Consider the following 21834-nt stretch of genomic DNA (forward strand, 5'->3'; position numbering starts at 1 on the left):
GACATGCCTCAAGGCAGGTTTTCATAAATGCAAAATAGGGGGCCATGGTTTGGATCTTCGCGACTATCTTCGAATCCTTCGCCGAAACTGGATATTAGTTGTTGCCATGTCGCTAGCAGGGCTAGCAGTGGGTGGCGGGGTTTCCATCGCAGCGAAGCCGACCTACACCGCCGAAACTCAATTGTTCGTTGCCATCCAGAGTTCCGGATCCGTTCAGGAACTGCAGCAAGGAAACACCTTCAGTCAAGCTCGTGTTCAGTCATACGTAAAGACAGTTGCAACGCCGGTAGTCCTGCAACCGGCAATTGATGCATTGGGTTTGGACATTACGCCTAAAGAACTAAGCAAGCGAGTAAAGACTTCGTCTGATCTCAACACTGTACTTATCAGCATCGAAGTATCTGATTCCTCACCGGTTCAGGCGGCCGCAATCGCGCAGGCGATTTCTTCGAGCCTTGTCAATGCTGTTGACACTCTTGAACGACCGAAGGCTGGAGGAACGTCCCCCATCAGTCTGTCTGTCATCTCCCCGGCGGTTGCCCCGGCATCTCCTTCCGCACCCAACACGAAACTTAATCTTGCCCTGGGGTTCTTGATCGGATTGGTCGCAGGGCTAGGCATCGCGGCACTTCGTACTCTCCTCGACACAAGAATCAAGAGTGAGGTGGACCTTCGGGCAGTAACCAACGAACCCTTGCTCGGTGGGATAGCGTTCGAAGCTGACGCTGAAAAGAAGCCCCTGCTCACTCAGGCGGCATTCCAAAGTCCTCGGGCAGAGTCTTTCCGTCAGCTGAGAACAAACCTGCAATTCGCAAACGTTGCTGGTCATGCGAAGAGCTTTGTCGTGACATCCAGCCTCCCCGGCGAAGGCAAGAGCACAACCGCCATAAACCTAGCGATTGCGTTGGCCGAGGCAGGACAAAGTGTTTGCCTAATCGACGCCGACCTCCGACGACCGATGGTCGCCGAATACCTTGGACTAGAGCGAAGCGCGGGTTTAACGACAGCTTTGGTGGGCTCTGCCGACGTGAACGACCTTCTGCAACCTTGGGGTGCAAACGACCTGTATGTACTCGCATCAGGGCAGATACCCCCTAACCCCAGTGAGCTGTTGGGGTCCGATGACATGAAGGTCCTTATTGAGCGTCTGGAAAGCGTCTTCGACACGCTGATCATCGATGCCCCACCGTTGCTGCCTGTAACTGACGCGGCAGTTCTTTCGCAACACGCAGGCGGTGTAGTAGTCGTGGTCGGCGCGCAAAAGACGAGGACGCAAGACCTGACCAAGTCGCTTGCCGCTTTGCAACTCGTGGAAGCGAACATTCTCGGAGTCGTGCTCAATCGGCTTCCAACCAAGGGGCCGGATGCATACGCATACTCCTACACCAACTACGAAAGCCACCGCCCCACGGACGAAACCACTCCCATGCGAGGCTCGAAAGTATTCCCCACCGCGCTGGTCAACGGGCATGACAGCCCTCAAAGCTCAGCAAGCTCAACTGCCCCAGAGCACGAGTCGAACCGTTCCAGCGTTCGATGACGGATCCGCGTCGGCAAATGGCGTGGTAAACACCGAGGACAAAAGGGTCATGCGTAACTAGCCATTGGGTCTACGCGATACGAAAGTGAATCCATCATGCCTAGCGGACAAGAACGACAACCCCGGATGTCGCAAACCCTTATCCTGGTCCCCTGGCTGGAGGGCGGGGGCGCACAGGGCGCACTGGAAGGAATCCTCGGAAAGCTCCCAGCTCAAGACTTGACCCTGCTAATCCTGTTTTCGGGTAACCGCAATCACGAGCCGGTAAAAAAGTTAGTCGGTAGAACTATCGAACTTGAACTCCCTAGAAATCCCATAGGAGTTCTGAAAGCTGCGCTCCGCCTCCGCGGTTTCGTCAGCGCTAGCGATAAAATATATTCGCTCATGCGAGGCAGCCACCTAGTGCTTGGTCTTCTTCCACCCGGAGCCTTGGCAGGTAAACGTCTTGCAGCGAGCTTTCACCAACTGCCCTCCACGGACTCTGCTGGAGTCCAGGGCAAAGTTGAAAACATCATCGTGAAGCGTGGCGTGCGGCGGGCTGGACTGATTACAGCCCCTTCCAACCGAGCCGTGGACGAATTAATTGAAGGCGGATTTGGGGACTCGCGAAGAGTCAAGGTCGAGCACAACATCATTAAGCGAGCGGTGAAGCCGCTCGTTCCGCCTAGAGCCGGCGTCCTTGATTCTGTGCGTCTGGTGTTTGCAGGAAGAATTTCGAAACAAAAGGGGCTCGATCGGCTTCCAGACCTACTCAAAGACGTCACGGTTCCGGTGCATATCCGATGCCTCGGCGACGGCGAGGAGAAGCGTAATGTCGCAGAGCTTCACAAAAAACTCAAACCCATGCACAGTTTAGAGTTCCTTTCCCACGTGGACGACGTGGTCTCGCACCTTGACTGGTCCGATGCTGTCATCATGCCGAGCCGATGGGAACTGAATCCTTTGGTTGTCTGGGAAGCAAGAGCGCGAGGGCGATCGACTGTCGGCAGCCGAATCGAAGCATTCCAGGATCTCGAAAAGAACGGCCCGATGTGGCTATTTAGCAATGGGCAAGAGTTCGAGTCAATCGTGTCGACGCTGGCAACACAGCCTGACGTTCGCGCCAAGGCTTTTGCCGATGCGCTCGAATCATCACAGAACCTAAACCTGAGGAGTTCAATTGTCGACTACCTGGGCAGCTAGCTCACCACGCGTTCTACTACTACACGCGTATAGCCCGAAGAACTCCGGTGATGGGCTACTAGTCGAGCTGGCGAAGGCTACAGTTGTGCGGGCTTTGGGCAGCGCAGACTTCCGCGTCATTGCTTCCGAGGCAAGCGCATTTGCAGGCGCCGACTACATCCAATGGCGTGATCGCTTATTGGGTAAATCCGCACGGATTCCCCGTCGTGCAGCAATGTTGGCAACGGGTTTCCTTGGACCCTCCAACGAGATCAGGGAACTAGCAGAGCAAGCAGATTTGATTGTGGCAGTCGGCGGAGGATACCTCCGGGGCGGTAGCATCGGCCCAGCAATCAAGAGCTGGGGCGCTCATTACGGTCAGTTGAAGTTGGCTGCTCGTTATGGCCATAAGGCTATTTATCTTTCGCAGAGTATTGGTCCATTCAGGGGAGTTTACAAACGCGCAGTAGCGCGTCAACTCGCCAAAGTCCATACCGTATGCGTCAGAGACGACAGGTCCTTGACGGAGTTTTCCAACGTAGCGTCTGTCCTACGGATGCCCGACCTAGCCGTGCTTGAGCTTGCTCGCCAACATAGGCAAACAGGAGCCTCAGCCCGCCTGATGGAAGACCCGATTATTGTCGCGCGCGAACTTCCTAGGCCACGCACCTACTACGATTTTCTCAATGACGCCAGCGATTCCAAGCGATTCGAGTGGGCCCTCCAATCGACGGGAGGGGGGAACGACGACCTTCCGCTAACTCAGCGTCTGGGCACGGGCACTCCCCGGCCCATGGCCGAAGTCCTAGCAGATGCATCCCCGCGCATCGTGGTCAGCACCCGTCTGCACGGCGCATTGTCATCCTTGATAGCCGGCTTCCCCGCGATCCATCTCAGCTATGAACGCAAAGGGTGGGGCGCATATGAGGATATCGGTTTGGATGAATTCGTACTCAACGCACGTGATGCGACGCTGCCCCAAGTAGAGGCGCTGATGAAGCGAATACATGAAGATCCAGAGGCCTTCTGGAGTGTTATAGAGACAAAAAAGGCCGAAGTTCGCCTAAAGGAAAATAGGCTCCTTGACATCATTTCTTCCATCGCAAATGGTTCCCCGCGGTCTGCCACCAGATCCTTGGAGGCTTCGTGAAGATCCTGCACGTCACTGAAGCCATGGGTGGAGGTGTTCAAAATGCAATATCTAAATACACCCATCTACTCGCCACGGACCAGCATATCGTTTTCGGACGGCCACGACACGGTGAATCTGCCGGCGAGTTTTCGGCTAACACACGCGTTATTGAGTACAGCGGTTCGTTGTTCAATTACTTGCTCAGGGTCCGCACCCTGATAAAGAGTGAAGTCCCCGACGTCGTACATATCCACTCAAGTTTTGCCGGCCTAGCACGTCTATTGGCACCGACAACAAGCCCACTGGTCTACTCCCCACACTGCTATGCCTTTGAGCGGCGCGACAAGTCTCAGGCGTGGCAAAAGGCGCTAAGGATGGTGGAACAACTTTTGGCCGCACGTACCCAGACCTTGGTTGCCGTGAGTCCACACGAGGCTAAGTTGGGTTCTCTGCTCAACGCTCGCATGCCTGTTCACTTCGTTCCCAACGCAGTCCCCAAAATGAATGCGGACGTGACCAAGAACGAACGCCCAAGCGTAACCATGGTGGGCCGAATCGGACCGCAAAAGGATCCCATTCTTTTTGCGGAAGTGGCGGAGCTTGTGGGTGGGAAAATCGACTTTGTCTGGGTAGGTGACGGAGACACCGAAATGAAGAAGCGACTGCTTGAGTCCGGTGTCCGGGTTAGTGGATGGGTGAGCCCCCAACAAGCTCGCCGCGAGGTAGCTGCATCCCACCTTTACGTTCATACGGGGGCGTGGGAAGCGGCCCCCATCTCGGCGATTGAGGCCGCCAGCCTAGGTACGCCTGTCATCGCACGCGCTATCCCCACGATGAGCTCCCTGGGCTATTACACGGTCTCGGCGCCCGCCCACCGAATAGCCGAAAGCGTTATAACATTCTTCTCTGATCCGAGCCACGAACAGCTAGTTACTGAAATGACCGAAGCGGTTGCTCAAAGACACTCCGTGCAGGATGCCCGACGAATCCTAGCGCAGGCGTACGGCTCCGCCATACGGGCACACCAGCGACGGCACCGCCATCGGAATGAAAGGCATCTCAATGAAAATTAGCGTCATTACGATTGCATGGAATGATCTTGAGGGCCTTAAGAAGACGATTGCCAGCGTGAAGGACCAGGCATGGTCTGACATCGAACATATTATCGTCGACGGCGGCTCGACGGATGGTTCTGCTGAATACTTGGCGAGCCTGGATGATTCCCTCCAGTGGATAAGCGAAAAAGATGACGGACGCTATGATGCCATGAACAAGGGCGCAAAGATGGCCACGGGATCTTTGCTCTGGTTCCTGCATTCCTCAGATACTTTTCACTCTTCGGAATCCGCATCGTTTGTTGCCTCAAAGTTTACTGAGTCAGAATTCCATTGGGGCTATGGACTCAGCAATATCATTCGCGAGTCCACTTCCATCGGCGTCGGCGGCCAAGTTCCTTTTGAGCACGCGCGTTTCCTTATCGGCGGACGTATCATTCCCCATCAAGCCACGGTTTTCTCCCGCGAGCTGTTCTGGGAGGTCGGAGGATACGATACTAAATTTGGACTGACCGCGGATCAGTTATTTATGATGGAATGCTCCATGAGGTCCTTACCGGCAGTTTGGGCCGAAGTATTGTGCGACTTCGACGCACTTGGCGCTGGTTCCACCAGGAACGCATGGGCTCACTACAAGGACATGATTCGAGCCAGAGGCGTTGCGAATGTCCGCGTCACCCGTTCGGCCACAATCGATAGCGCCTTGTCAGTGTTCTTTGCAGGCTTCACCATGCTTGAACGCCTGTTGCGGAGACCTCTTCGTAGGGCCAATCCCAAGCTATCGACGGGAGATGCATCTTGAGCACCATGAATGTCGTCACTGTGGTTATTCCTGCCTACAATTCGCAGGACACGATTCGCCGAGCAATCGATAGCTGCCGCGACATAGAAAGATGCCGAATACTGGTCGTTGATGACGGCTCAACAGATGCGACTGCGACTGTCGCCCGGGACGCTGGAGCTGAAGTAATCGCGCAGTCCAATGCTGGCGCATCCCATGCCCGCCGCAACGGAATCAGCCACAGCTCAACAGACTTTATTGCCCTGCTCGATGCCGATGATGAACTGATACCCGATGGCGTAACAGAATCAGTTCGCATGCTCCAATCGGACCCTGATCTCTGCGTCGTGGGTGGGCGCGTCATCGGAGTAGATCCAAACGGCCGCGAACATCTGCTTGAGCGTCATTACCGGGCCGTGTCCACGGAAGACTTGCTGCTTACCGGTTTCGGACCTTGGCCACCGGCTGCGGCAGTTATGCGCCGATCGGCATTCGACCGCGCAGCTCGCCTCAGCATTCCATCGCTTGATACTCGCTACGCCGAGGACTACGAAATGATAATTCGCCTGTCCATGGTGGGACGAGTTGGAATGCATGACCAGCCAGCAACCAGATACCGCCTTTATGCAGGAAAATCGAGTCACGCACCAACTAGAGCCATAGCGGACAAAGAAGCCATCAGAAAGCACTACGCCTCCGCTACAGGGATACGTGCAAACCTCATGTCGTTCCAGGAAATCAAAGGGGCGGCATACACTCGCGCCGCAAGAACAGCATGGGCAAACGGTCGAAAGACCAGTGCTGTTACCTGGATACTTCGTTCAATCATGGTTGCCCCAAAGATCCTGCCAGGGAAGCTCCTGAAGCGCATCTCGCGTCCTGCCCCAAGCCGGGAGTAAGGACGAACATGACAGCCTTACTTGCAAGGGCAAGAGACATCGACCTGGGAGGGGTGGCCCTCTACCGCCTAATTGCGTTGATAGCGGGTTTCGGGGCCAATGTCATAGCTATCGCCGTTTTGTCACGTCAGCATGGCTCTTCGGCTTACGCGGCCTTCGCCATCGTTGCGTCACTCGTCAACCTCCTCCCCTTCGCGGATCTGGGCCTCGGGGCCAGCATCGTCAACGCCACCTCAGATCGTTCCGCTGCACGGCTGACACGCGGACAGTACCGACGGACAGTCTCTAAGGCGCGAGACTTCATGGTCCTCTTAATGCTGCTCGTGATCTGCGTTACCGCCCTTGCATACTACGTATTTTCGTTTGATGGCCTACTTGGAAACCTCGCCGATACCCCGGGCATACCGGAAGCAACTGCCTATACGTTTGCTTGTATAGCGCTGGCAATCCCCCTCGGCATGGGCGGCCGCGTGCTTCAGGGGCTTGGACGGATGATCGATGTCGTCCGCATCGGGTTGGTTGGGCCACTAGTACAGGTGTGTATTTATATTCCGCTGATGGCCCTCGGCGCACCTGCATACGCTTATTTCTTGGGTCCGGGGACGGCTTACCTCGCGACGGCCGCAGTAGGATATCTTGTCGCCCGCCGACGTTATGGACTGCGACTGAATCGTCCATTTACTTCCTGGTTTTCTAGGAACCCGATAGAAACTCCACTTTGGCAAACTGCAGCACCATTCCTCATCGTCTCCATCGGAATGTCGATTGGATTCCAAAGCCATAGGGTACTTTTGTCCCACTTTGGCACGCCTCAGAATGTAGCCGAGTACTCCTTGGTTGCCCAGTTCCTAGGACCGCTTCTTGCGATTACGGGCGTAGTGGGCCAAAACCTGTGGGCGCGATACAGAAAAGATCTTCACAATAACAGTCTCTCGATGACCGCCTACAAGCACCACTTGTTGCTCTTTGCTTTCATTGGACTCATTTTCTCAGCGATGCTGTTCCTCCTCGCCCCTACGGCAGCGGCCGTACTTTCCGACGGCCAGGTTTCGCCACCAATCCTGCTTGCGCTAGCGGCAGCGCTCTATTTGCTTGTTACGGCGGTTCACCAACCCAGCGCAATGTTGCTGAGTGATACCAAAGGGCTGTGGTTCCAAGCTGCATGTGTAGTCCTTGTTGCTGCCAGTACCGTTGCCCTAATCGTGCTTTCCGTGCCGCACCTCGGTGCTGCAGCACCATATCTTGCCATGGCTTCATCAATGCTTGTCCTACAAGTTATCCCAAGCATTCGAGTTGCATTCAAGCGCGTGAATCGGCAGGGAAAGCAGTAAAGAACTTAGTCTTGCTTACGGCTACTAAAGAGGTTCCTGTGAAAAATTTTATAATTTCGGCATTATCTCGATTCATAGTTTTTATTCTTCGAAGAAAAGGAGTGGTCGGCCTTAAGAACGCTCGTTTCGTCGGCCTCCCTGTTGTATCTTGTCGTTCAGGTGCGAATATTAGCATCGGTGAAAATTTTGTAGCTGTATCCTGGGCAAGACTTCAAGTCATCGGCGTCAACCATCCGGCTATTCTTCGAGCCGTCCAGCCTGATGCAGAAATCAGGATTGGCAAGGATTGCGGCATAAGTGGCGCCACGATCGTTGCAGCTAGGTCCATCCAAGTCGGGGACGGTTGCCTGGTCGGAGCCAATGCGATGATCGTTGACACAGACTTTCATCCGATACATGCTCTTGATCGGCGATACCTGCCCATGCCTGCGCCTGAGCCGTCGCATTCCATTGTCATCGGGAAGAACGTTTTTATAGGCGCCAATGCCATCATTCTCAAAGGGTCCACGATCGGCGACAACTCGGTAGTCGGAGCTGGAGCTGTGGTAAGTGGTAAATTTGCTGATCACAGCATCATCGCCGGAAACCCAGCCTCAGCCGTAGGAGTGGTCCGTTCGACAGGATCCCCCACGCAACAGCTCATTCAAAGGGACTCGTAGACCAATCGAGTGTTCTCTTTCAACAGCCTGTAACGCTGGCATCATGACCAACCAAAATTTCCGAGACACGGACGACCGGACATAAGATATGTCCGATACAAGCCTGGCATCATCGCGCGGCCGCTGGGCTCGCGATTGATCAATTACGTACCATGGGGACAAAATGACAAAACGCGCGTTCATTACGGGTATCACTGGGCAGGACGGCTCGTACCTCGCGGAACTACTTCTCGCGAAGGGGTACGAGGTACACGGACTCATTCGCCGAGCATCCACGTTCAATACGGCTCGGATTGACCACCTCTACGTGGATCCTCACGATCCAACGGCCAAACTTTTCCTTCACTATGGGGATCTAAGCGACGGCGCTCGGCTCGTGACGCTCATGGCAGAAATCCGTCCTCACGAGGTCTACAACCTTGCTGCTCAGTCTCATGTCCGTGTTTCATTTGACGAGCCAGAGCACACGGGTGACACGACTGGCATCGGATCCATTCGGCTTCTCGAAGCAGTTCGCATGTCCGGAATCGAAACTAAGTTCTACCAGGCATCGTCCTCGGAGATGTTCGGGGCAACCCCGCCCCCGCAGAATGAGGACACCCCCTTCTACCCTCGTTCTCCTTACGGAGCAGCCAAGGTTTACAGCTACTGGGTAACCAAAAATTACCGTGAAGCATACGGCATGTATGCGGTGAACGGCATCCTCTTCAATCATGAGTCACCGCGCCGCGGGGAAACATTCGTGACGCGTAAGATCACGCGCGCCGTCGCTGCCATCAAAGCTGGACGCCAGGAGCTGCTTTATATGGGCAACCTGGATGCTGTCAGAGACTGGGGTTACGCAGCAGAGTACGTCGAAGGCATGTGGCGTATGCTTCAGGCCGATGAGCCCGAAGATTTCGTTTTGGCTACAGGTGGAAACTATACGGTGAAGGATTTTCTCCAAATTGCCTTTGAGCATGCCGGCCTGGACTGGGAGAAACACGTGCGTTTCGACGAGCGTTACCTGCGACCGACGGAAGTTGATGCTCTAGTAGGCGACGCTTCCAAGGCTCACGAGAAATTGGGCTGGAAGGCAACTGTTCAGACGCCGGAACTGGCCCGAATCATGGTCGACGCAGATATTGAGGCTTTGAAGCACGCCGGGAACCACTGGATCGATTCCGTCGATCTTGAGAGTTGGAAGCTCTAGTGACGGCTTTGACCCAGTTTCAGCCGGCCCCGCTAGATCGCGAGGCGCGATTCTATGTTGCTGGCCACAAGGGGCTAGTCGGCTCAGCTATCTGGCGCAGGCTCGAGTCAGAGGGTTTTGAAAACCTCATTGGTAGAGGATCTTCGGAGCTGGATCTCAAGGATCGGGAAGCAGTATTTGCATTCTTCGCAAGTAACAAGCCGCGTTACGTGGTCTTGGCTGCCGCAAAAGTCGGTGGGATTCTTGCAAACAGTACTTATCCTGTCGACTTCCTCAGCGATAACCTCCGCATACAAGTGAACGTATTGGACGCCGCGCGGGAACATGGTACCGAGCGTCTTCTATTCCTCGGGTCCTCCTGCATCTACCCGAAGTTTGCAGAGCAGCCCATTCGCGAGGAGTCACTCCTCACTGGCCATCTTGAAGCAACCAACGATGCGTACGCGATAGCAAAAATTGCTGGCATCATGCACGTGCAGGCCATCAGAAGGCAGTATGGCCTCCCGTGGATTTCCGCTATGCCAACCAACCTTTACGGCCCTGGCGACAATTTCTCTCCTGAGGGTTCGCATGTGCTTCCCGCGTTGATCCGTCGATATGACGAAGCTGCGGCCTCGGGAACCCCGATAGTGACAAACTGGGGCTCGGGTTCACCCCGTCGAGAGTTCCTTCATGTCGATGACATGGCTTCCGCCTGCTTGCACCTATTAGAAAACTACGACGGCCCTGAACAGGTCAATGTAGGGACCGGGCAGGACGTCACCATCAAGGAACTCGCAGGAATAGTGGCGGAAGCCGTAGGGTACTCGGGTGCCATTAATTGGGACACGTCGAAACCGGATGGGACTCCAAGAAAGCTGCTCGATGTATCGAAACTGACCACGTCAGGCTGGACGGCCAGTATCGATCTTGTTTCCGGGATCCGATCCACAGTGGACTGGTACAAAAGCAATATTGACCACATTAGAGATTGACCCACGGCCTTTGAATGGGGGATGGAATGACCAAGCCGGAGACTATGTCAGTCCAGCAAGCCGCAGGCCTGCTGCCTCAGTGGCGCCGTAGATACGCGCGACGCCTCAGATTTGTTGACGCAGCCGTAGTTGCTTGGGCTGTCGTTGGAGCCTTTGGTGTTCGGTTTGGTTTCAGTGATCTGAACGCCCAGGATGTCAAAGACGGTGATTACATTGTTTTTTCAGCAGTTTTGGCTGTTGCGTGGTGGTTGATGTTGGAAGTTTGGGGAAGTCGCGAAGCAAAAATTCTAGGCTCTGGAAGCGAGGAGTATAAACGGGTCATAGCGGCTTCAGCTTGGCTGTTCGGTTTTGTTGCGATATTTTCCTATGCTCTCAAAAATAGACACAGCCAGGGGCTACGTTGGATTAGCCTTCCCGGCTGGCGCAGTCACACTTCTCGCAGCAAGATGGCTCGTTCGCCAGCATTTAAGTCTTGACCGGCAGCACGGTAAGAGCATGTCTCGGGTCTTGATTATCGGTGGAACCCACTCCGCCCAACACCTCATTCGCTCCTTATTGGGTGCGCCCCATGCAGGGTATCTTCCCGTTGCTGCCCATGTCCCTGGGGCCCCTGACGATTCGGAGTCAGCCTCTCGTCTAAGCGTGCCGCTTACAGGAGTAGGTAGCGACTTCGACTCGATATTGGCGGCGATTCTTGAGGCTAAGGTTGATGCAGTGGCAATCTCCGCCGGGGTCAACATGCACCCGCAGGATCTGAGGCGTTTGGGGTGGGAACTTTCTGCTCGCGACATCGGGATGATTTTGGCTCCCGCCCTTACTGACGTTGCTGGTCCTCGCATCCACACCCAGCCAGTCGCAGGTCTACCATTGATCCACGTCTCGACTCCAAAACTCACAGGTGGCAAGAGAGTCGCCAAGCGTACATTCGACATTGCCATCGCCGGTTCTCTTTTGCTAGCGCTCTCTCCGCTGCTTGTGAGCATTGCCTTGTTCGTCAGGCTCAGCGGCCCCGGACCTATCTTCTACCGCCAAGAACGGATTGGACTTCGAGGAACGACATTTGACATGTTCAAGTTCCGTTCCATGAAGCCGAACGCCGACGCTGAGCTAAAAGCGCTGCTCGAGGCTCAGGGTACGGCGGACAAGCCACTCTTTAAGGTGGAGAATGATCCCCGGATCACACCGATCGGTCGAGTTCTGCGCAAGTATTCCCTTGATGAACTGCCACAACTGCTAAATGTTCTGGGTGGAAGCATGAGCTTGGTCGGGCCGCGACCGCAACGGCACGGAGAAGTCGCCCTCTATGACGATGCTGCCTATCGGCGCCTTTACGTGAGTCCGGGAATGAGCGGACTTTGGCAAGTCAGCGGCCGCTCGAATCTGACGTGGGAGGAGAGCATTCGCCTCGACCTCTACTACGTAGAGAACTGGTCGCTGATGGGCGACGTGCTGATTCTCTTTAAGACTTTCAAGGCCGTCTTCACAAGTAGCGGCGCAGTCTAAATAAGTTCAAGTGGTTGGCAAGCTGTCGCCATAAGTATGTAGGTAATCGGAAGGCTCTTTCATGCGAATCTCGGTCATAGGTTGCGGTTACCTTGGTGCCGTCCATGCGGCATGCATGGCGAAACTTGGTCACGAAGTCGTTGGAATTGATGTGGATGAGCGTAAGATCTCCGACCTATCAGGTGCACTGGCCCCGTTCTATGAGCCGGGCTTGGAAGATCTTCTAAAAGATGTCCAAGAGACGGGCAGGCTCTCCTTCACGACAGATATGGCCGCTGCCGCAAACTGCGATGTGCACTTCATTTGCGTTGGCACACCTCAAAAAAAGGGCGAAAACGGTGCCGATCTGACTTATGTCGATGCTGCGACCTTGAGTCTGCTTCCGCATTTGGCTCCTGGCGACGTCATAGTTGGAAAATCAACCGTTCCTGTGGGCACAGCTGCACGGCTTGCAGAGTTGGTAGCAGGACACCAGCCCCTCGCTCACTTGGTTTGGAACCCTGAGTTCTTGCGCGAGGGACATGCTGTGACAGACACACTTCATCCTGATCGTTTCGTTTACGGTGTAGATGGTGGCTCTGAAGATCACGATGCTGTTGCAGTGCTTGACGAAGTTTACAAATCACCCTTGTCTGCTGGAACGCCTCGCCTTGTAACTGACCTACCTACCGCTGAGCTGGTAAAAACTGCGGCGAACTCTTTTCTCGCCACAAAAATATCGTTCATCAATGCTATGGCTGAACTCTGTGAAGCGGCCGGGGCAGACGTGACGCGCCTAGCCGACGCCATTGGAATGGACGACAGAATCGGTCGGAAATTCCTGAATGCGGGAATCGGCTTTGGTGGGGGCTGCCTGCCGAAAGACATCCGCGCTTTCATGGCTCGAGCCGGGGAGCTGGGGGCCGACCAAGCATTGACATTCCTCAGGGAAGTTGACGCCATCAACATGCGGCGCCGCACCCGCGTTGTAGAATTGGCGCGCGAACTATGCGGTGGGAGCCTCCTAGGCATGCGAATTGCAGTTTTGGGGGCGTCGTTTAAACCCGAAAGCGATGACGTACGTGACTCCCCCGCCCTAAGCATCGCTGCGCAGCTTCAGTTGCAGGGGGCTGTGGTGACGGTGACAGATCCGAAGGCATTGCCAAATGCCGCCAGGCGCTTCCCCGAACTCCAGTACGTAGAAGACGTTGATTCGGCCGTAGACAAAGCAGACGCGGTTTTGCTTCTCACCGAGTGGCAAGAATACCGGGACCTCGATCCCCATCTACTACGAGACTCTGTTGCTTCCCCTCGCATTTTAGATGGGCGAAATATCCTAGATCCCGGAAAATGGCGCTCTGCAGGCTGGCAGTACCGTGGACTGGGAAGGCCATAAGCAGTGGGCACAGGAACAGCTGCCGGATCCCGCCAAGGCGCAAGAACTGCGGGTAACGGAACCAGGTCGAAGCGGCGCCTTCGTAGGAGAGTCTTGTCCATGGCCCTTTGGGTACTGGCTTTCGCCGTCTTCTTCGGCGGTTCGGCGGCATGGACGATGTCTAAGGCAGCAACAGTCAAATCCGAGTTGGAGGCCGCGACAGGTCTCCTTCCGACACTGAAGGCACAGATGGCTGCCAACGATGCGACTGGTGCGGCGGCAACTGTTCAGTCGTTGGTCCAGCACACGGGATCAGCCCGCGACGCCGCAAACGATCCTGTCTGGAAAATGGTTTCGGCCCTCCCTGGAGTTGGATATAACCTTCAAGCCGCTAGCGAAGTTGCAACCTCGGCAGACGACGTCGCGCGACTCGGCGCCGTCCCACTTGTGAAGGCATTTCAGTCACTGAAATGGGAGACGCTGTCTCCCGGGCCCGAAGGCATGGATCTACAGCCGCTACGATCAGCTGCCCCGCGCGTGGAAGCAGCCGCCCATGCGGTACGAGAATCATCAAAACGTCTGGAGTCAATCGACTCCGATGCGCTTCTTCCCCAGGTCTCCGCTCCCCTGGTTCAGGCCCGCAAAGAACTCGCCGAACTCAGCGGTGACCTCGAATCAGCCGCGAATGCCGCCAACTTAGCTCCATCTATGTTGGGAGCTGACGGTCCAAGGCGATACCTGCTTCTTATGCAGAATAATGCCGAATCGAGGGCAACGGGCGGAATACCGGGTGCACTCGCAGTTCTCAAGGCGGACAAGGGAAGCCTGAAGCTGGAGTCGCAGACTAGCGCGACCGCACTTGGTGTCTTCGTGCCCCCCATAGCCATCGATGCTGACGAACGGGCGATATACTCCGCTCGTGTGGGCAGGTTCATGCAAGACGTCAATCTCACCCCCGACTTCGCGACTACTGCAAGTACGGCTCAAACCATGTGGGATAAGAGCAGGGGCGAAAAACTGGATGGCGTCTTGTCACTCGATCCTGTCGCCTTGAGCTTCATTCTCGACGCCACCGGTCCTGTGAAAATCACTGATCCCGCTGTTCTACAGATCGGCCGCGACCTGCCTACGGAGTTAACGGGCAAGAACGTCGTAAGAACGCTTTTGTCAGATGCCTACGCCAAGATAGAGGAACCAAAACTCCAAGATGTCTATTTTGCGGGCGCCGCAAAGGAGATCTTCGGGGCCGTGTCTTCAGGCAAAGCTGATCCTAAGAAGCTCGTGGACGCCATCACGAAGGGGGCTACGGAGCATCGATTGCTCCTTTGGTCAGCGGCAGCGGAGGAACAGGCCATCATCGCGCAGTACTCGCTAAGCGGCAAGATATCCGGACCCGCGATCTCGCCAGCTCAGTTCGGAATCTATTTCAACGACGGCACAGGAGCCAAAATGGACTACTGGATTAAGCGGAGCGTCCAAGTCGTTAGAGATTGCACGCGTGACGGATACAGAGAAATCACCGTACGGGTAACGAGCACGAACGTGGCCCCCAACGACGCCGCCTCGTCGTTACCGCAATATGTGACCGGCGGCGGAGCGTTTGGAGTACCCGCCGGCACAGTACAGACGAACGTGGTCGCTTACGGACCGGCGCAATCAAATATTGACACCGTTGTGAAAGATGGTCAAAAGATCCCGTTTGCCGCTCAACGTCATGGCCAACGGGCCGTAGCCACAAGCACCATACAGTTGGCTCCGGGGGCCAGTACGAGTCTGGAGTTCAATTTTGGACACATCGTTCAGCACGCCCAACCAGATATAGTTGTCACGCCAACAACACAGCCTGTCAATGAGGTGATCAAACCGGCAAGCCCTGCAGCCTGTGAATAGGATGAGGCAAACGCGTTAATCCTTTGTAACGGGTATGGATTTTCTTTGCCGCTGACATGCATTGAATGGTAAGTTCTACGTGGGCAGCACATGAGATTTCTCTTACGGTCTCGTAGGGTCTCGGAAATCTCCAAACACCACGTCGTACCATTTAGGGTCTCAGGGGGGACACACATGAGGAAATCTCTTGCAGCACTTACGCTCGCAGGTTCCATCGCACTTCTCGGCGCAGTACCGGCCGTAGCTAACAACGCCAACTACCCGGCGCCGAACACCAGCGTCGCAGTTTCCGATGCTTCCGTCGCGCCGGGTGAAGCCTTCGTCTTCAGCGGCACGGGCTTCACGCCTGGTGAAGGCATTACCATCACCGTGACACCGACAGGCACGCCCGCTGCTAGCGGAAGCGTTTCCGCCGGAAGCCTCTCAGTGTCCGCGATTATCCCGTTGGCTCCGTCCACACTGTCGGCCACGGCCGATGGAAATGGCGCATTCTCGACTCCGATTGTCATTAACGAGCCCGGCGCTTACGCAGTTACCGCTACTGGCAACTCCTCTGGTGTCACAGTCGGGCCCGTCACGGTGGTAGTGGGCGGAGCCGCACTCTCCAACACTGGCGGCAACGCCGGTACCGGAACGGGCACTGGCTTGGCAAATACTGGCGGCGTACCGCTGGCAAACACTGGTGCAGACTCCAGCCTGATCCTGTGGTCCCTCGTCGGCGCAGGCGCCCTGGCAGCAGGAACGGCTTCCGTTGTGGTAGCTCGTCGCCGCGCAAAGGGTTCCGAGGTTTCCGCTTAGTCGAAATTTGACCACTTGAGGGTGGATTGCCAACTGATGCATTCGTTGGCAATCCACCCTAATTTTTTATTCGCCTTTCATGAGGAATCCCACGTGTGGTATCCATAGGAACTATGGGGCGGCATTGGAGAAGACGTAGGGGGCTACGTTCGTTTCGGGTGACCCCGTTGCGTCGCCCCATGTTCCCCCACGACCTCGTTCAATACTCGCTGCTAACCTTGCTGGCTGTGGCCGCCGTCGCCGTCAGCGCTTACGCGCTAGTTCTGTATTCGTAAAGGCGAGCTTGAAACAGCACCCATTCCCTTGGCGGATAGCCTCGGTATTTTACCTCTTAAGCCTCGCCGTGATTGGCTTCTGGCCGACACCTGTAGATAAGCCCATCAATGGAGCACTCACTTCGGCCCTGAAGTATCTCCACCGACTTGGCGTGCCAGGATGGTTCGACTACAGGTTCGTAGAAGCCTCCGCGAATGTCGCCATGTTCATTCCGTTCGGCGCCTTGCTAGCAATGGCCCTGCCCACACAGACATGGTGGAAATTAGCGTCGTCAGGTTTACTGGCATCTATCTGCATAGAACTCGGACAGTTGCTTTTTACAACAGCACGCGTGCCCAGCCTCGGCGATGTCGTAACGAACACACTTGGCGCGATGATCGGGATCGTCGGTTCGCGCTTCATTAGGCGAAGCGCCGATCCTAAACGGGCAGAAGCGTAGTACCGATTCAACCGGCAAACGGTTGAATCTACATCCAATGTGGTGCATCTTGTGTACTCCTTAATCTTGCGCCGGTTGACGAGCGCAGCCCGTTCTGAAGTGACTGACCATATGGGCTGCGTTGGAGCGCTCACTATGGCGACGAAGGCATAACCCTCTTTTAGCTGGTACATGCACCCATGGGGTTCGTAAATCATTTACCGAATCTGACCACCTAACAAGGTTCGTTAATCTTTCGGTCATTTTCGAAAGTAGCCTTATGATGATGTGGGCGGCACGCCTCGATCACATGTTGCCCAACAAGGGGCGTGCCGCTGCCGGCTGCCTGCCTTGTACATGCAAGGACCCAACTGCCGAAGGTATGAGAACTAGCATTGACGCTGTTGTTGAAGGGAATTGACACCACGTGCCGTACATAGACATAAACCCTCACAAAACAGGGTCAAAGTGGCGAGCCTATTTGGGCCTTGTGATAGTGCTGGGGGTCACTATTTTCATAGTGACGCTAGCACTGACGACTCGCTAGACAACTCTAACCGCCACTGCTACGTCGGTCAGGGGGGCGCTTCCTGGAGGAGCCACCCTGCACCATCAAGATTCTTCCGAGACGTCGCGGCTTGCTAGGTGCGGCAGAAACGACTCAGGCGTGGTCTATTTCTCACTGGCACCGACCGATGTCAATGACTCTAGGAACCACTTTTCCCTGACCCGGCAGTGAGGAAACTCGGACAAGCCACCCGTCCTCCAGGAGCTTACATATTTTGCCTCAATGATTGAATGGGAGCCGACGCGTCAGGAGGAGCGGAATCCTGCTCGCAATGCCAGCTCCGGTAGAATCGCTGCATGACAACTGGGGGAATAACACCTGCAGGCTCCTTGAAGCTCAAGAGCACTGATGGCCTTGAGGACTACTCGGCTCAACCTGTAGCCCATTCCGAGAGGCGGGATTATTTGGTCTTCGCAATGGGCGTGGTCTTACTCTTGGCCATCATCTTCATGGGGATTACAGCAACCTACCAGTGGCTGGTGTTCCCGCTGCTCTGTGGCTGCTTAGCGACGGTCACGATCTGCCGCTACTTGAAAGAGAGCCTGTGACCATTCAGGGCGCCCTCCTTGGATGCCTCGCGCTTCTGGGACTGGCGCTGTTCCTCTCCCGCAAAGCTACTTTCCAGCTCCCAAGAATTGAGTGGCTGTGGTTTCACGGATCCGTTACTTGGCCCATCGCGGTTAAGGCGGCGCTTGGATCGTTTATCTTTGCAGCTGATGCAGACAGTGGCACCAGCTACACGCTCGTGACTTACGGTCCGGCCCTTCTGATGGCGCTGGTCATGCTGGTTTCACGGCTTAGAAAAGATGCCAAGCCCTTCGCTCCCGGCGTGTGGATCTTCGCTGGAGTGGCGTTCTCTATCCCATTTACGCTCTTTGCGGGATCCGGATTTACAGGGGTTCTTCCCGCCGTTTTGCTCTTACCGGCGTTGCTTCGGCGTGCGGCGCCGATACCCCTTGAGGCTTGGTTCGCTTCAGCTCGATGGTCAGTATTCTGCGTTCTCCTCGCAGTCACCGCGACCTCGTTTGCGGCCCCTGAAAATGTGATTGGGCTCTGCCGGCTGGATAAGTGCTCGATTTTTGGCGAGGTGCTTACGTCTCCCATCACAAATAACGGGAACTTTGTGGGTGTGGCTATTGCGATCCTGCTGCCCTTGGCCCTTCTTGGGCTCCGAGCGACTCCGTTGGTACTCACAGCAATTGTCGGTCTTGTGGTGATCGAAGCCTCCGGTAGCCGATCAGCAGCCTTGTCCGCATGGGTTGTGGTAGTCGTAGTATTGCTCGCAGCGGGGAATTGGGATCGACGTAAGTGGGTTAGCTCTTTAGCCCTAGCATGCGTCTTGGTGGCGTCCGTTGTTACGGCCGTAGGCTCGTTTCCCCGTGAATTCGCGACGTTCCGGGGCGGACTTTGGGCGAGGGCCCAAGAACTCTTCCAGGCTAGCCCAGCACTTGGATACGGCCCTACCTTCTGGTCAAATCAACCACTTGAGCTGTCGCTGACCGCGAACTACAGCCCCCACAACATCTGGCTCGAATTCGCTGTTGCTGGCGGCGTCTTCGGTATCCTGTGTCTCACAATCGCTGGTATCACGCTGTTACGCAAGGTTGCAAAGGAAGAGCGCTATGCCATCATCATGATGTTGATTTCGCTCTTGGCCCTCGGCATTGTCGAGGCTCCCGTGCAACCCGGTAAGTTCGGACTAGCGCCTTTCGCTCACTTGCTCCCGCTGATAATCGGTAGCGCGTGCATTGTTGTTGGAAATATCTCGAGGAGGCAAGAGTTTGCCCCAATTTCGATCAAAGATGTTGCGCTCCGGACGTGACATGGTCTTTCGACACCAACACCGCATGTATATTTGACCGGAAGGCGAACCCTAACACTATAGCCGGTGTAACTCCCACTCCGTCTGCGATCTCGCCCGCGTGCCTGGTGGAGGAGCTCCCGACACGACCCCCGGTTGCTGGCTTGCCGACGGCGAATGTTCCGCCGGTCCCAGTTTAATCCCCTTCTCAGCGGTACTGCAGGTTCTCGTCAATAACAGGGTGTGGGCGGCGCACGAAGCATCGTACGGTGAAAGCAACCGAGGGCTACATCGAGTCGATCGGCGAAGCTACTGGCGTTTGAACAGCCCTCCGAGAAAGCGCGTCAAATCCTCGGCAACTCTCTCCGGACACTCCCAGAGCACCAGATGACCGGTCCCCTCGTAGATCTGCAATCGCGCACCCTTGATACGGCTGGCAAGTGTTTCCTGATGTTGTCGTGGCACAAGGTGATCGTGGGCGCCCCACAGCATAAGCGTCGGGACGGAAATCTCGCCGGTCTCCGTCGGAGGAACGGCCTCGTAGAATCCCCGCAGTGAAGCCTTCCAAATCGAGGCTGGCATGGCGAGACCGTCCTGCACTCGGTCCTCAATATATGAGGTCGGCACGGCGTGCAGCATTCTGTACCAGGACAAAGACTCTCGAATCCAGTTCTCAGAGATTGGCTCGGTGAGCTGCTCCACCTCGGCTGCAAATGGTGGCCTTCCGTGGAGCGTCAGGGGTGCACCTACCATCGTCAAGGATGCAACAAGGTCCGGATGAGAGACAGCAAGTTGCTGGGCAACGTAGCCACCACTGGATGAACCCAGGACATGCGCCTGCTTGGCGCCGAAATCCTCCAACACCGCCACGACGTCCTCAACAACTTCAGAAAGCGAGTAGCCGTCTGCCGGCTTGTCGGCCGCACCATGACCTCGCAGATCAGGGGCCATGATCTTGAACGTCGGAAGCAAGGCAATAAGGCGATTGAAACTCCGCCAGGACTCGCCCCAGGCGTGCAGGAGCAGAAGTGGGGCGCCGCCGTCGTCAATTGCTTGTTCAAGGTTTCCTTGAACAAAACAAGGCACGCTGATCCCGGTGTTCAGAGACAAGGTCCTGACTTCGGACTCCATGGCCTCAGCGTACGCTCGCCTCGCCGCTGGCAGAAAGGCACGACCTACCGCCGCCCCGCCGCCCACTCCCTAACCCCGATCGCGATCTCCCCCCGAGTGCGTGTGGTGAAGGTGGTGCTCACCGGGCAGGGCCACTACGGTGCCGTCGGAGCCACCGTTGGGCCTAGCCGACAGAGCATGAACCAGGAACGGCGGTAATGATTGCGTCAAGTCGCGTAACGTCTGGCGATGTAGCTCAGAATGTAGATGGACGGCAAGGTGCCGCGCGCCATGGTCACCTTTTGGATTTCGACTCCTGGCGATCGATCCAGGGACAAGCATGCGCAACGACTACCATCTGCCGGATGGATCACCCCGCTACGGGAATCGGACGGAGACCATTGGGGAACGATACCCAACGTCCACTGTAAAAATCCGGGTCGAAGAGGCCGCCCAGGGCGCAGCGCGCCTAAGTCTGGATGATATGGCTGCTGCCATCGACCGTCGCCTCGAAAGTGCTTGGGCGGACGTTACCGATCCTTCCGTAGCTGAGCTCAGGCAAGACAATCCAGAAGAGTTAGCCGAAGCTCGTGCCATCGTTAGCGAACATCTGGGTACTCAACGTCAGTGGCGGCTAAAAGCACAGGGGATCCGCGACAAGCGGCTGGCCGCAACGATAGGGCGGCGACGGGCCTCCGGCGGGGCACGAAAGATCTTACTATTACGTGCAGGACTCATCATTGCCTTGATCGCGCCTCCTGCGTACATCGTGGCCACAAACCAGAACGACCTCGTCAAACTTGTAGTCACGGGGGCCATCTGCTTGGCCGCTGCATTCGCCGGCGGTCACTACCTGACGATACTGGCACGCGTGCCAGTGATGCCGACTATACGCAGCCGTTGGTTGGCTGAAATTCGCGAAGATATCGTCAACGCGACGCTGGTGGCTATCCTGCTTGACAAAGACGCCCAGGTGCACGATAAGACAGTGGCAGCAGCTAGACGCGGATGGGAGAGCGTGCAGGTCGCCGCTAAGGCGGCGGCCGGGATCACTCACGAGACCTGATCTTGCGTGCCGTTCCCGTCGGCCGCACCGGAAGGAGACTGGACAGTTCGCTCGGCCATCTGGCCATCCCCGACGTTGGATTTTGGGCGGGTAAACCAAGAGACACCGGCTGCGCCGGCTACCACGATCGCCAAGCCAGCGCCCAGGCCTCCAAGCATCTTGGAAATCGATTCACCATTGAAATGCCTCAATTCAATAGTTTGCACCCATTTAGTAAGCACGCATTTCCGAAAAGATCGCCCGAGTGAGATGCGTGTTTGTTGGAGCATATATGTTGGGATTTAGGCATGACCATAGACTGAGCGCCAAATCTGCTGCTCCTTCAC

The 21834-nt window shown here is 55.9% G+C and carries 21 protein-coding genes; 19 read left to right on the plus strand and 2 right to left on the minus strand.

The genetic code is table 11. From position 1 onward, the window contains the following. The first annotated feature begins 49 nt into the window (after positions 1-49). From IEY62_RS03560 to IEY62_RS03640, 18 genes are all read left to right on the plus strand, one after another. Positions 50-1540, plus strand: coding sequence for a polysaccharide biosynthesis tyrosine autokinase (locus IEY62_RS03560; RefSeq protein ID WP_189014446.1), 1491 nt, complete (start codon positions 50-52; stop codon positions 1538-1540). Positions 1541-1924: 384 nt separating this feature from the next. After that, positions 1925-2722, plus strand: a complete 798-nt coding sequence (locus IEY62_RS03565; protein WP_189013954.1) for a glycosyltransferase family 4 protein — start codon at positions 1925-1927, stop codon at positions 2720-2722. Further along, positions 2700-3851, plus strand: a complete 1152-nt coding sequence (locus IEY62_RS03570) for a polysaccharide pyruvyl transferase family protein (RefSeq protein ID WP_189013956.1) — start codon at positions 2700-2702, stop codon at positions 3849-3851. Before IEY62_RS03565 ends, IEY62_RS03570 begins: the two co-directional genes overlap by 23 nt. Then, positions 3848-4906: a glycosyltransferase gene (locus tag IEY62_RS03575; RefSeq protein WP_189013958.1), complete on the plus strand. Its 1059-nt coding sequence runs from the start codon at positions 3848-3850 to the stop codon at positions 4904-4906. Before IEY62_RS03570 ends, IEY62_RS03575 begins: the two co-directional genes overlap by 4 nt. Next, entirely contained in the window at positions 4896-5690 is a 795-nt protein-coding gene (locus IEY62_RS03580) for a glycosyltransferase family 2 protein (protein WP_189013960.1), read from the plus strand. The genes IEY62_RS03575 and IEY62_RS03580 overlap by 11 nt, the downstream gene beginning before the upstream one ends. Positions 5691-5695: 5 nt before the next feature. Then, the gene (locus IEY62_RS03585; protein ID WP_229785076.1) at positions 5696-6568 is read left to right on the plus strand and encodes a glycosyltransferase family 2 protein; all 873 of its coding nucleotides are present in this window, start codon (positions 5696-5698) and stop codon (positions 6566-6568) included. 8 nt (positions 6569-6576) lie between these two features. Next, entirely contained in the window at positions 6577-7899 is a 1323-nt protein-coding gene (locus IEY62_RS03590) for a lipopolysaccharide biosynthesis protein (RefSeq protein WP_189013964.1), read from the plus strand. Positions 7900-7937: 38 nt separating this feature from the next. Beyond that, on the plus strand, positions 7938-8558 hold the full coding sequence (locus IEY62_RS21840; RefSeq protein WP_189013966.1) for an acyltransferase: 621 nt from the start codon (positions 7938-7940) through the stop codon (positions 8556-8558). A gap of 163 nt (positions 8559-8721) precedes the next feature. Then, on the plus strand, positions 8722-9750 hold the full coding sequence (gene gmd, locus IEY62_RS03600; RefSeq protein ID WP_189013968.1) for a GDP-mannose 4,6-dehydratase: 1029 nt from the start codon (positions 8722-8724) through the stop codon (positions 9748-9750). Beyond that, complete coding sequence (locus IEY62_RS03605) at positions 9750-10724, plus strand: GDP-L-fucose synthase family protein (RefSeq protein ID WP_189013970.1); 975 nt, start codon at positions 9750-9752, stop codon at positions 10722-10724. Before gmd ends, IEY62_RS03605 begins: the two co-directional genes overlap by 1 nt. 26 nt (positions 10725-10750) lie before the next feature. After that, on the plus strand, positions 10751-11200 hold the full coding sequence (locus tag IEY62_RS21845; protein WP_308424480.1) for a hypothetical protein: 450 nt from the start codon (positions 10751-10753) through the stop codon (positions 11198-11200). Continuing rightward, a complete protein-coding gene (locus tag IEY62_RS03610) occupies positions 11091-12227 on the plus strand; it encodes a sugar transferase (RefSeq protein WP_308424478.1) in 1137 nt (378 codons plus the stop codon). Before IEY62_RS21845 ends, IEY62_RS03610 begins: the two co-directional genes overlap by 110 nt. A 61-nt stretch (positions 12228-12288) precedes the next feature. Beyond that, positions 12289-13602, plus strand: a complete 1314-nt coding sequence (locus IEY62_RS03615) for a UDP-glucose dehydrogenase family protein (protein WP_189013972.1) — start codon at positions 12289-12291, stop codon at positions 13600-13602. A gap of 99 nt (positions 13603-13701) precedes the next feature. Next, positions 13702-15471, plus strand: coding sequence for a DUF4012 domain-containing protein (locus tag IEY62_RS03620; protein ID WP_189013974.1), 1770 nt, complete (start codon positions 13702-13704; stop codon positions 15469-15471). 174 nt (positions 15472-15645) lie between these two features. Continuing rightward, the gene (locus tag IEY62_RS03625) at positions 15646-16269 is read left to right on the plus strand and encodes an LPXTG cell wall anchor domain-containing protein (protein ID WP_189013976.1); all 624 of its coding nucleotides are present in this window, start codon (positions 15646-15648) and stop codon (positions 16267-16269) included. A gap of 283 nt (positions 16270-16552) precedes the next feature. Further along, positions 16553-16984 carry a VanZ family protein gene (locus tag IEY62_RS03630; protein WP_189013978.1) on the plus strand — a complete coding sequence of 144 codons (432 nt, stop codon included), beginning with the start codon at positions 16553-16555 and terminating at the stop codon, positions 16982-16984. Between the two features lie 843 nt (positions 16985-17827). Continuing rightward, positions 17828-18079, plus strand: coding sequence for a hypothetical protein (locus IEY62_RS03635; RefSeq protein WP_189013980.1), 252 nt, complete (start codon positions 17828-17830; stop codon positions 18077-18079). Beyond that, positions 18076-19353 (plus strand): O-antigen ligase family protein, encoded by a 1278-nt coding sequence (locus IEY62_RS03640; RefSeq protein WP_189013982.1) that lies wholly within the window; start codon positions 18076-18078, stop codon positions 19351-19353. Before IEY62_RS03635 ends, IEY62_RS03640 begins: the two co-directional genes overlap by 4 nt. Before the next feature lie 288 nt (positions 19354-19641). On the opposite strand, the gene IEY62_RS03645 is transcribed toward IEY62_RS03640, so the two are convergent. Continuing rightward, positions 19642-20463 carry an alpha/beta fold hydrolase gene (locus IEY62_RS03645; protein ID WP_189013984.1) on the minus strand — a complete coding sequence of 274 codons (822 nt, stop codon included), beginning with the start codon at positions 20461-20463 and terminating at the stop codon, positions 19642-19644. A 319-nt stretch (positions 20464-20782) separates the two neighbouring features. Here IEY62_RS03645 and IEY62_RS03650 point away from each other — a divergent pair, with 319 nt between their 5' ends. Continuing rightward, positions 20783-21508, plus strand: coding sequence for a hypothetical protein (locus tag IEY62_RS03650; RefSeq protein WP_229785041.1), 726 nt, complete (start codon positions 20783-20785; stop codon positions 21506-21508). Here IEY62_RS03650 and IEY62_RS03655 read toward each other — a convergent pair. Further along, positions 21496-21699 (minus strand): hypothetical protein, encoded by a 204-nt coding sequence (locus tag IEY62_RS03655; protein WP_189013986.1) that lies wholly within the window; start codon positions 21697-21699, stop codon positions 21496-21498. The two genes, IEY62_RS03650 and IEY62_RS03655, sit on opposite strands and share 13 nt — an antisense overlap. Positions 21700-21834: the final 135 nt, after the last annotated feature.

This window comes from Paenarthrobacter histidinolovorans (assembly GCF_014647595.1).
Taxonomy (GTDB): domain Bacteria; phylum Actinomycetota; class Actinomycetes; order Actinomycetales; family Micrococcaceae; genus Arthrobacter; species Arthrobacter histidinolovorans.

What these genes read in the sequence shown, in the direction of transcription:
- IEY62_RS03565 (WP_189013954.1), top strand. Translation starts at nt 1,925, where the DNA reads ATGCGAGGCAGCCACCTAGTGCTTGGTCTTCTTCCACCCGGAGCCTTG.
- IEY62_RS03580 (WP_189013960.1), top strand. Translation starts at nt 4,896, where the DNA reads ATGAAAATTAGCGTCATTACGATTGCATGGAATGATCTTGAGGGCCTT.
- IEY62_RS03585 (WP_229785076.1), top strand. Translation starts at nt 5,696, where the DNA reads ATGAATGTCGTCACTGTGGTTATTCCTGCCTACAATTCGCAGGACACG.
- IEY62_RS03590 (WP_189013964.1), top strand. Translation starts at nt 6,577, where the DNA reads ATGACAGCCTTACTTGCAAGGGCAAGAGACATCGACCTGGGAGGGGTG.
- gmd (WP_189013968.1), top strand. Translation starts at nt 8,722, where the DNA reads ATGACAAAACGCGCGTTCATTACGGGTATCACTGGGCAGGACGGCTCG.
- IEY62_RS21845 (WP_308424480.1), top strand. Translation starts at nt 10,751, where the DNA reads ATGACCAAGCCGGAGACTATGTCAGTCCAGCAAGCCGCAGGCCTGCTG.
- IEY62_RS03610 (WP_308424478.1), top strand. Translation starts at nt 11,091, where the DNA reads ATGCTCTCAAAAATAGACACAGCCAGGGGCTACGTTGGATTAGCCTTC.
- IEY62_RS03615 (WP_189013972.1), top strand. Translation starts at nt 12,289, where the DNA reads ATGCGAATCTCGGTCATAGGTTGCGGTTACCTTGGTGCCGTCCATGCG.
- IEY62_RS03620 (WP_189013974.1), top strand. Translation starts at nt 13,702, where the DNA reads ATGGCCCTTTGGGTACTGGCTTTCGCCGTCTTCTTCGGCGGTTCGGCG.
- IEY62_RS03625 (WP_189013976.1), top strand. Translation starts at nt 15,646, where the DNA reads ATGAGGAAATCTCTTGCAGCACTTACGCTCGCAGGTTCCATCGCACTT.
- IEY62_RS03635 (WP_189013980.1), top strand. Translation starts at nt 17,828, where the DNA reads ATGACAACTGGGGGAATAACACCTGCAGGCTCCTTGAAGCTCAAGAGC.
- IEY62_RS03645 (WP_189013984.1), bottom strand. Translation starts at nt 20,463, where the DNA reads ATGGAGTCCGAAGTCAGGACCTTGTCTCTGAACACCGGGATCAGCGTG.
- IEY62_RS03650 (WP_229785041.1), top strand. Translation starts at nt 20,783, where the DNA reads ATGCGCAACGACTACCATCTGCCGGATGGATCACCCCGCTACGGGAAT.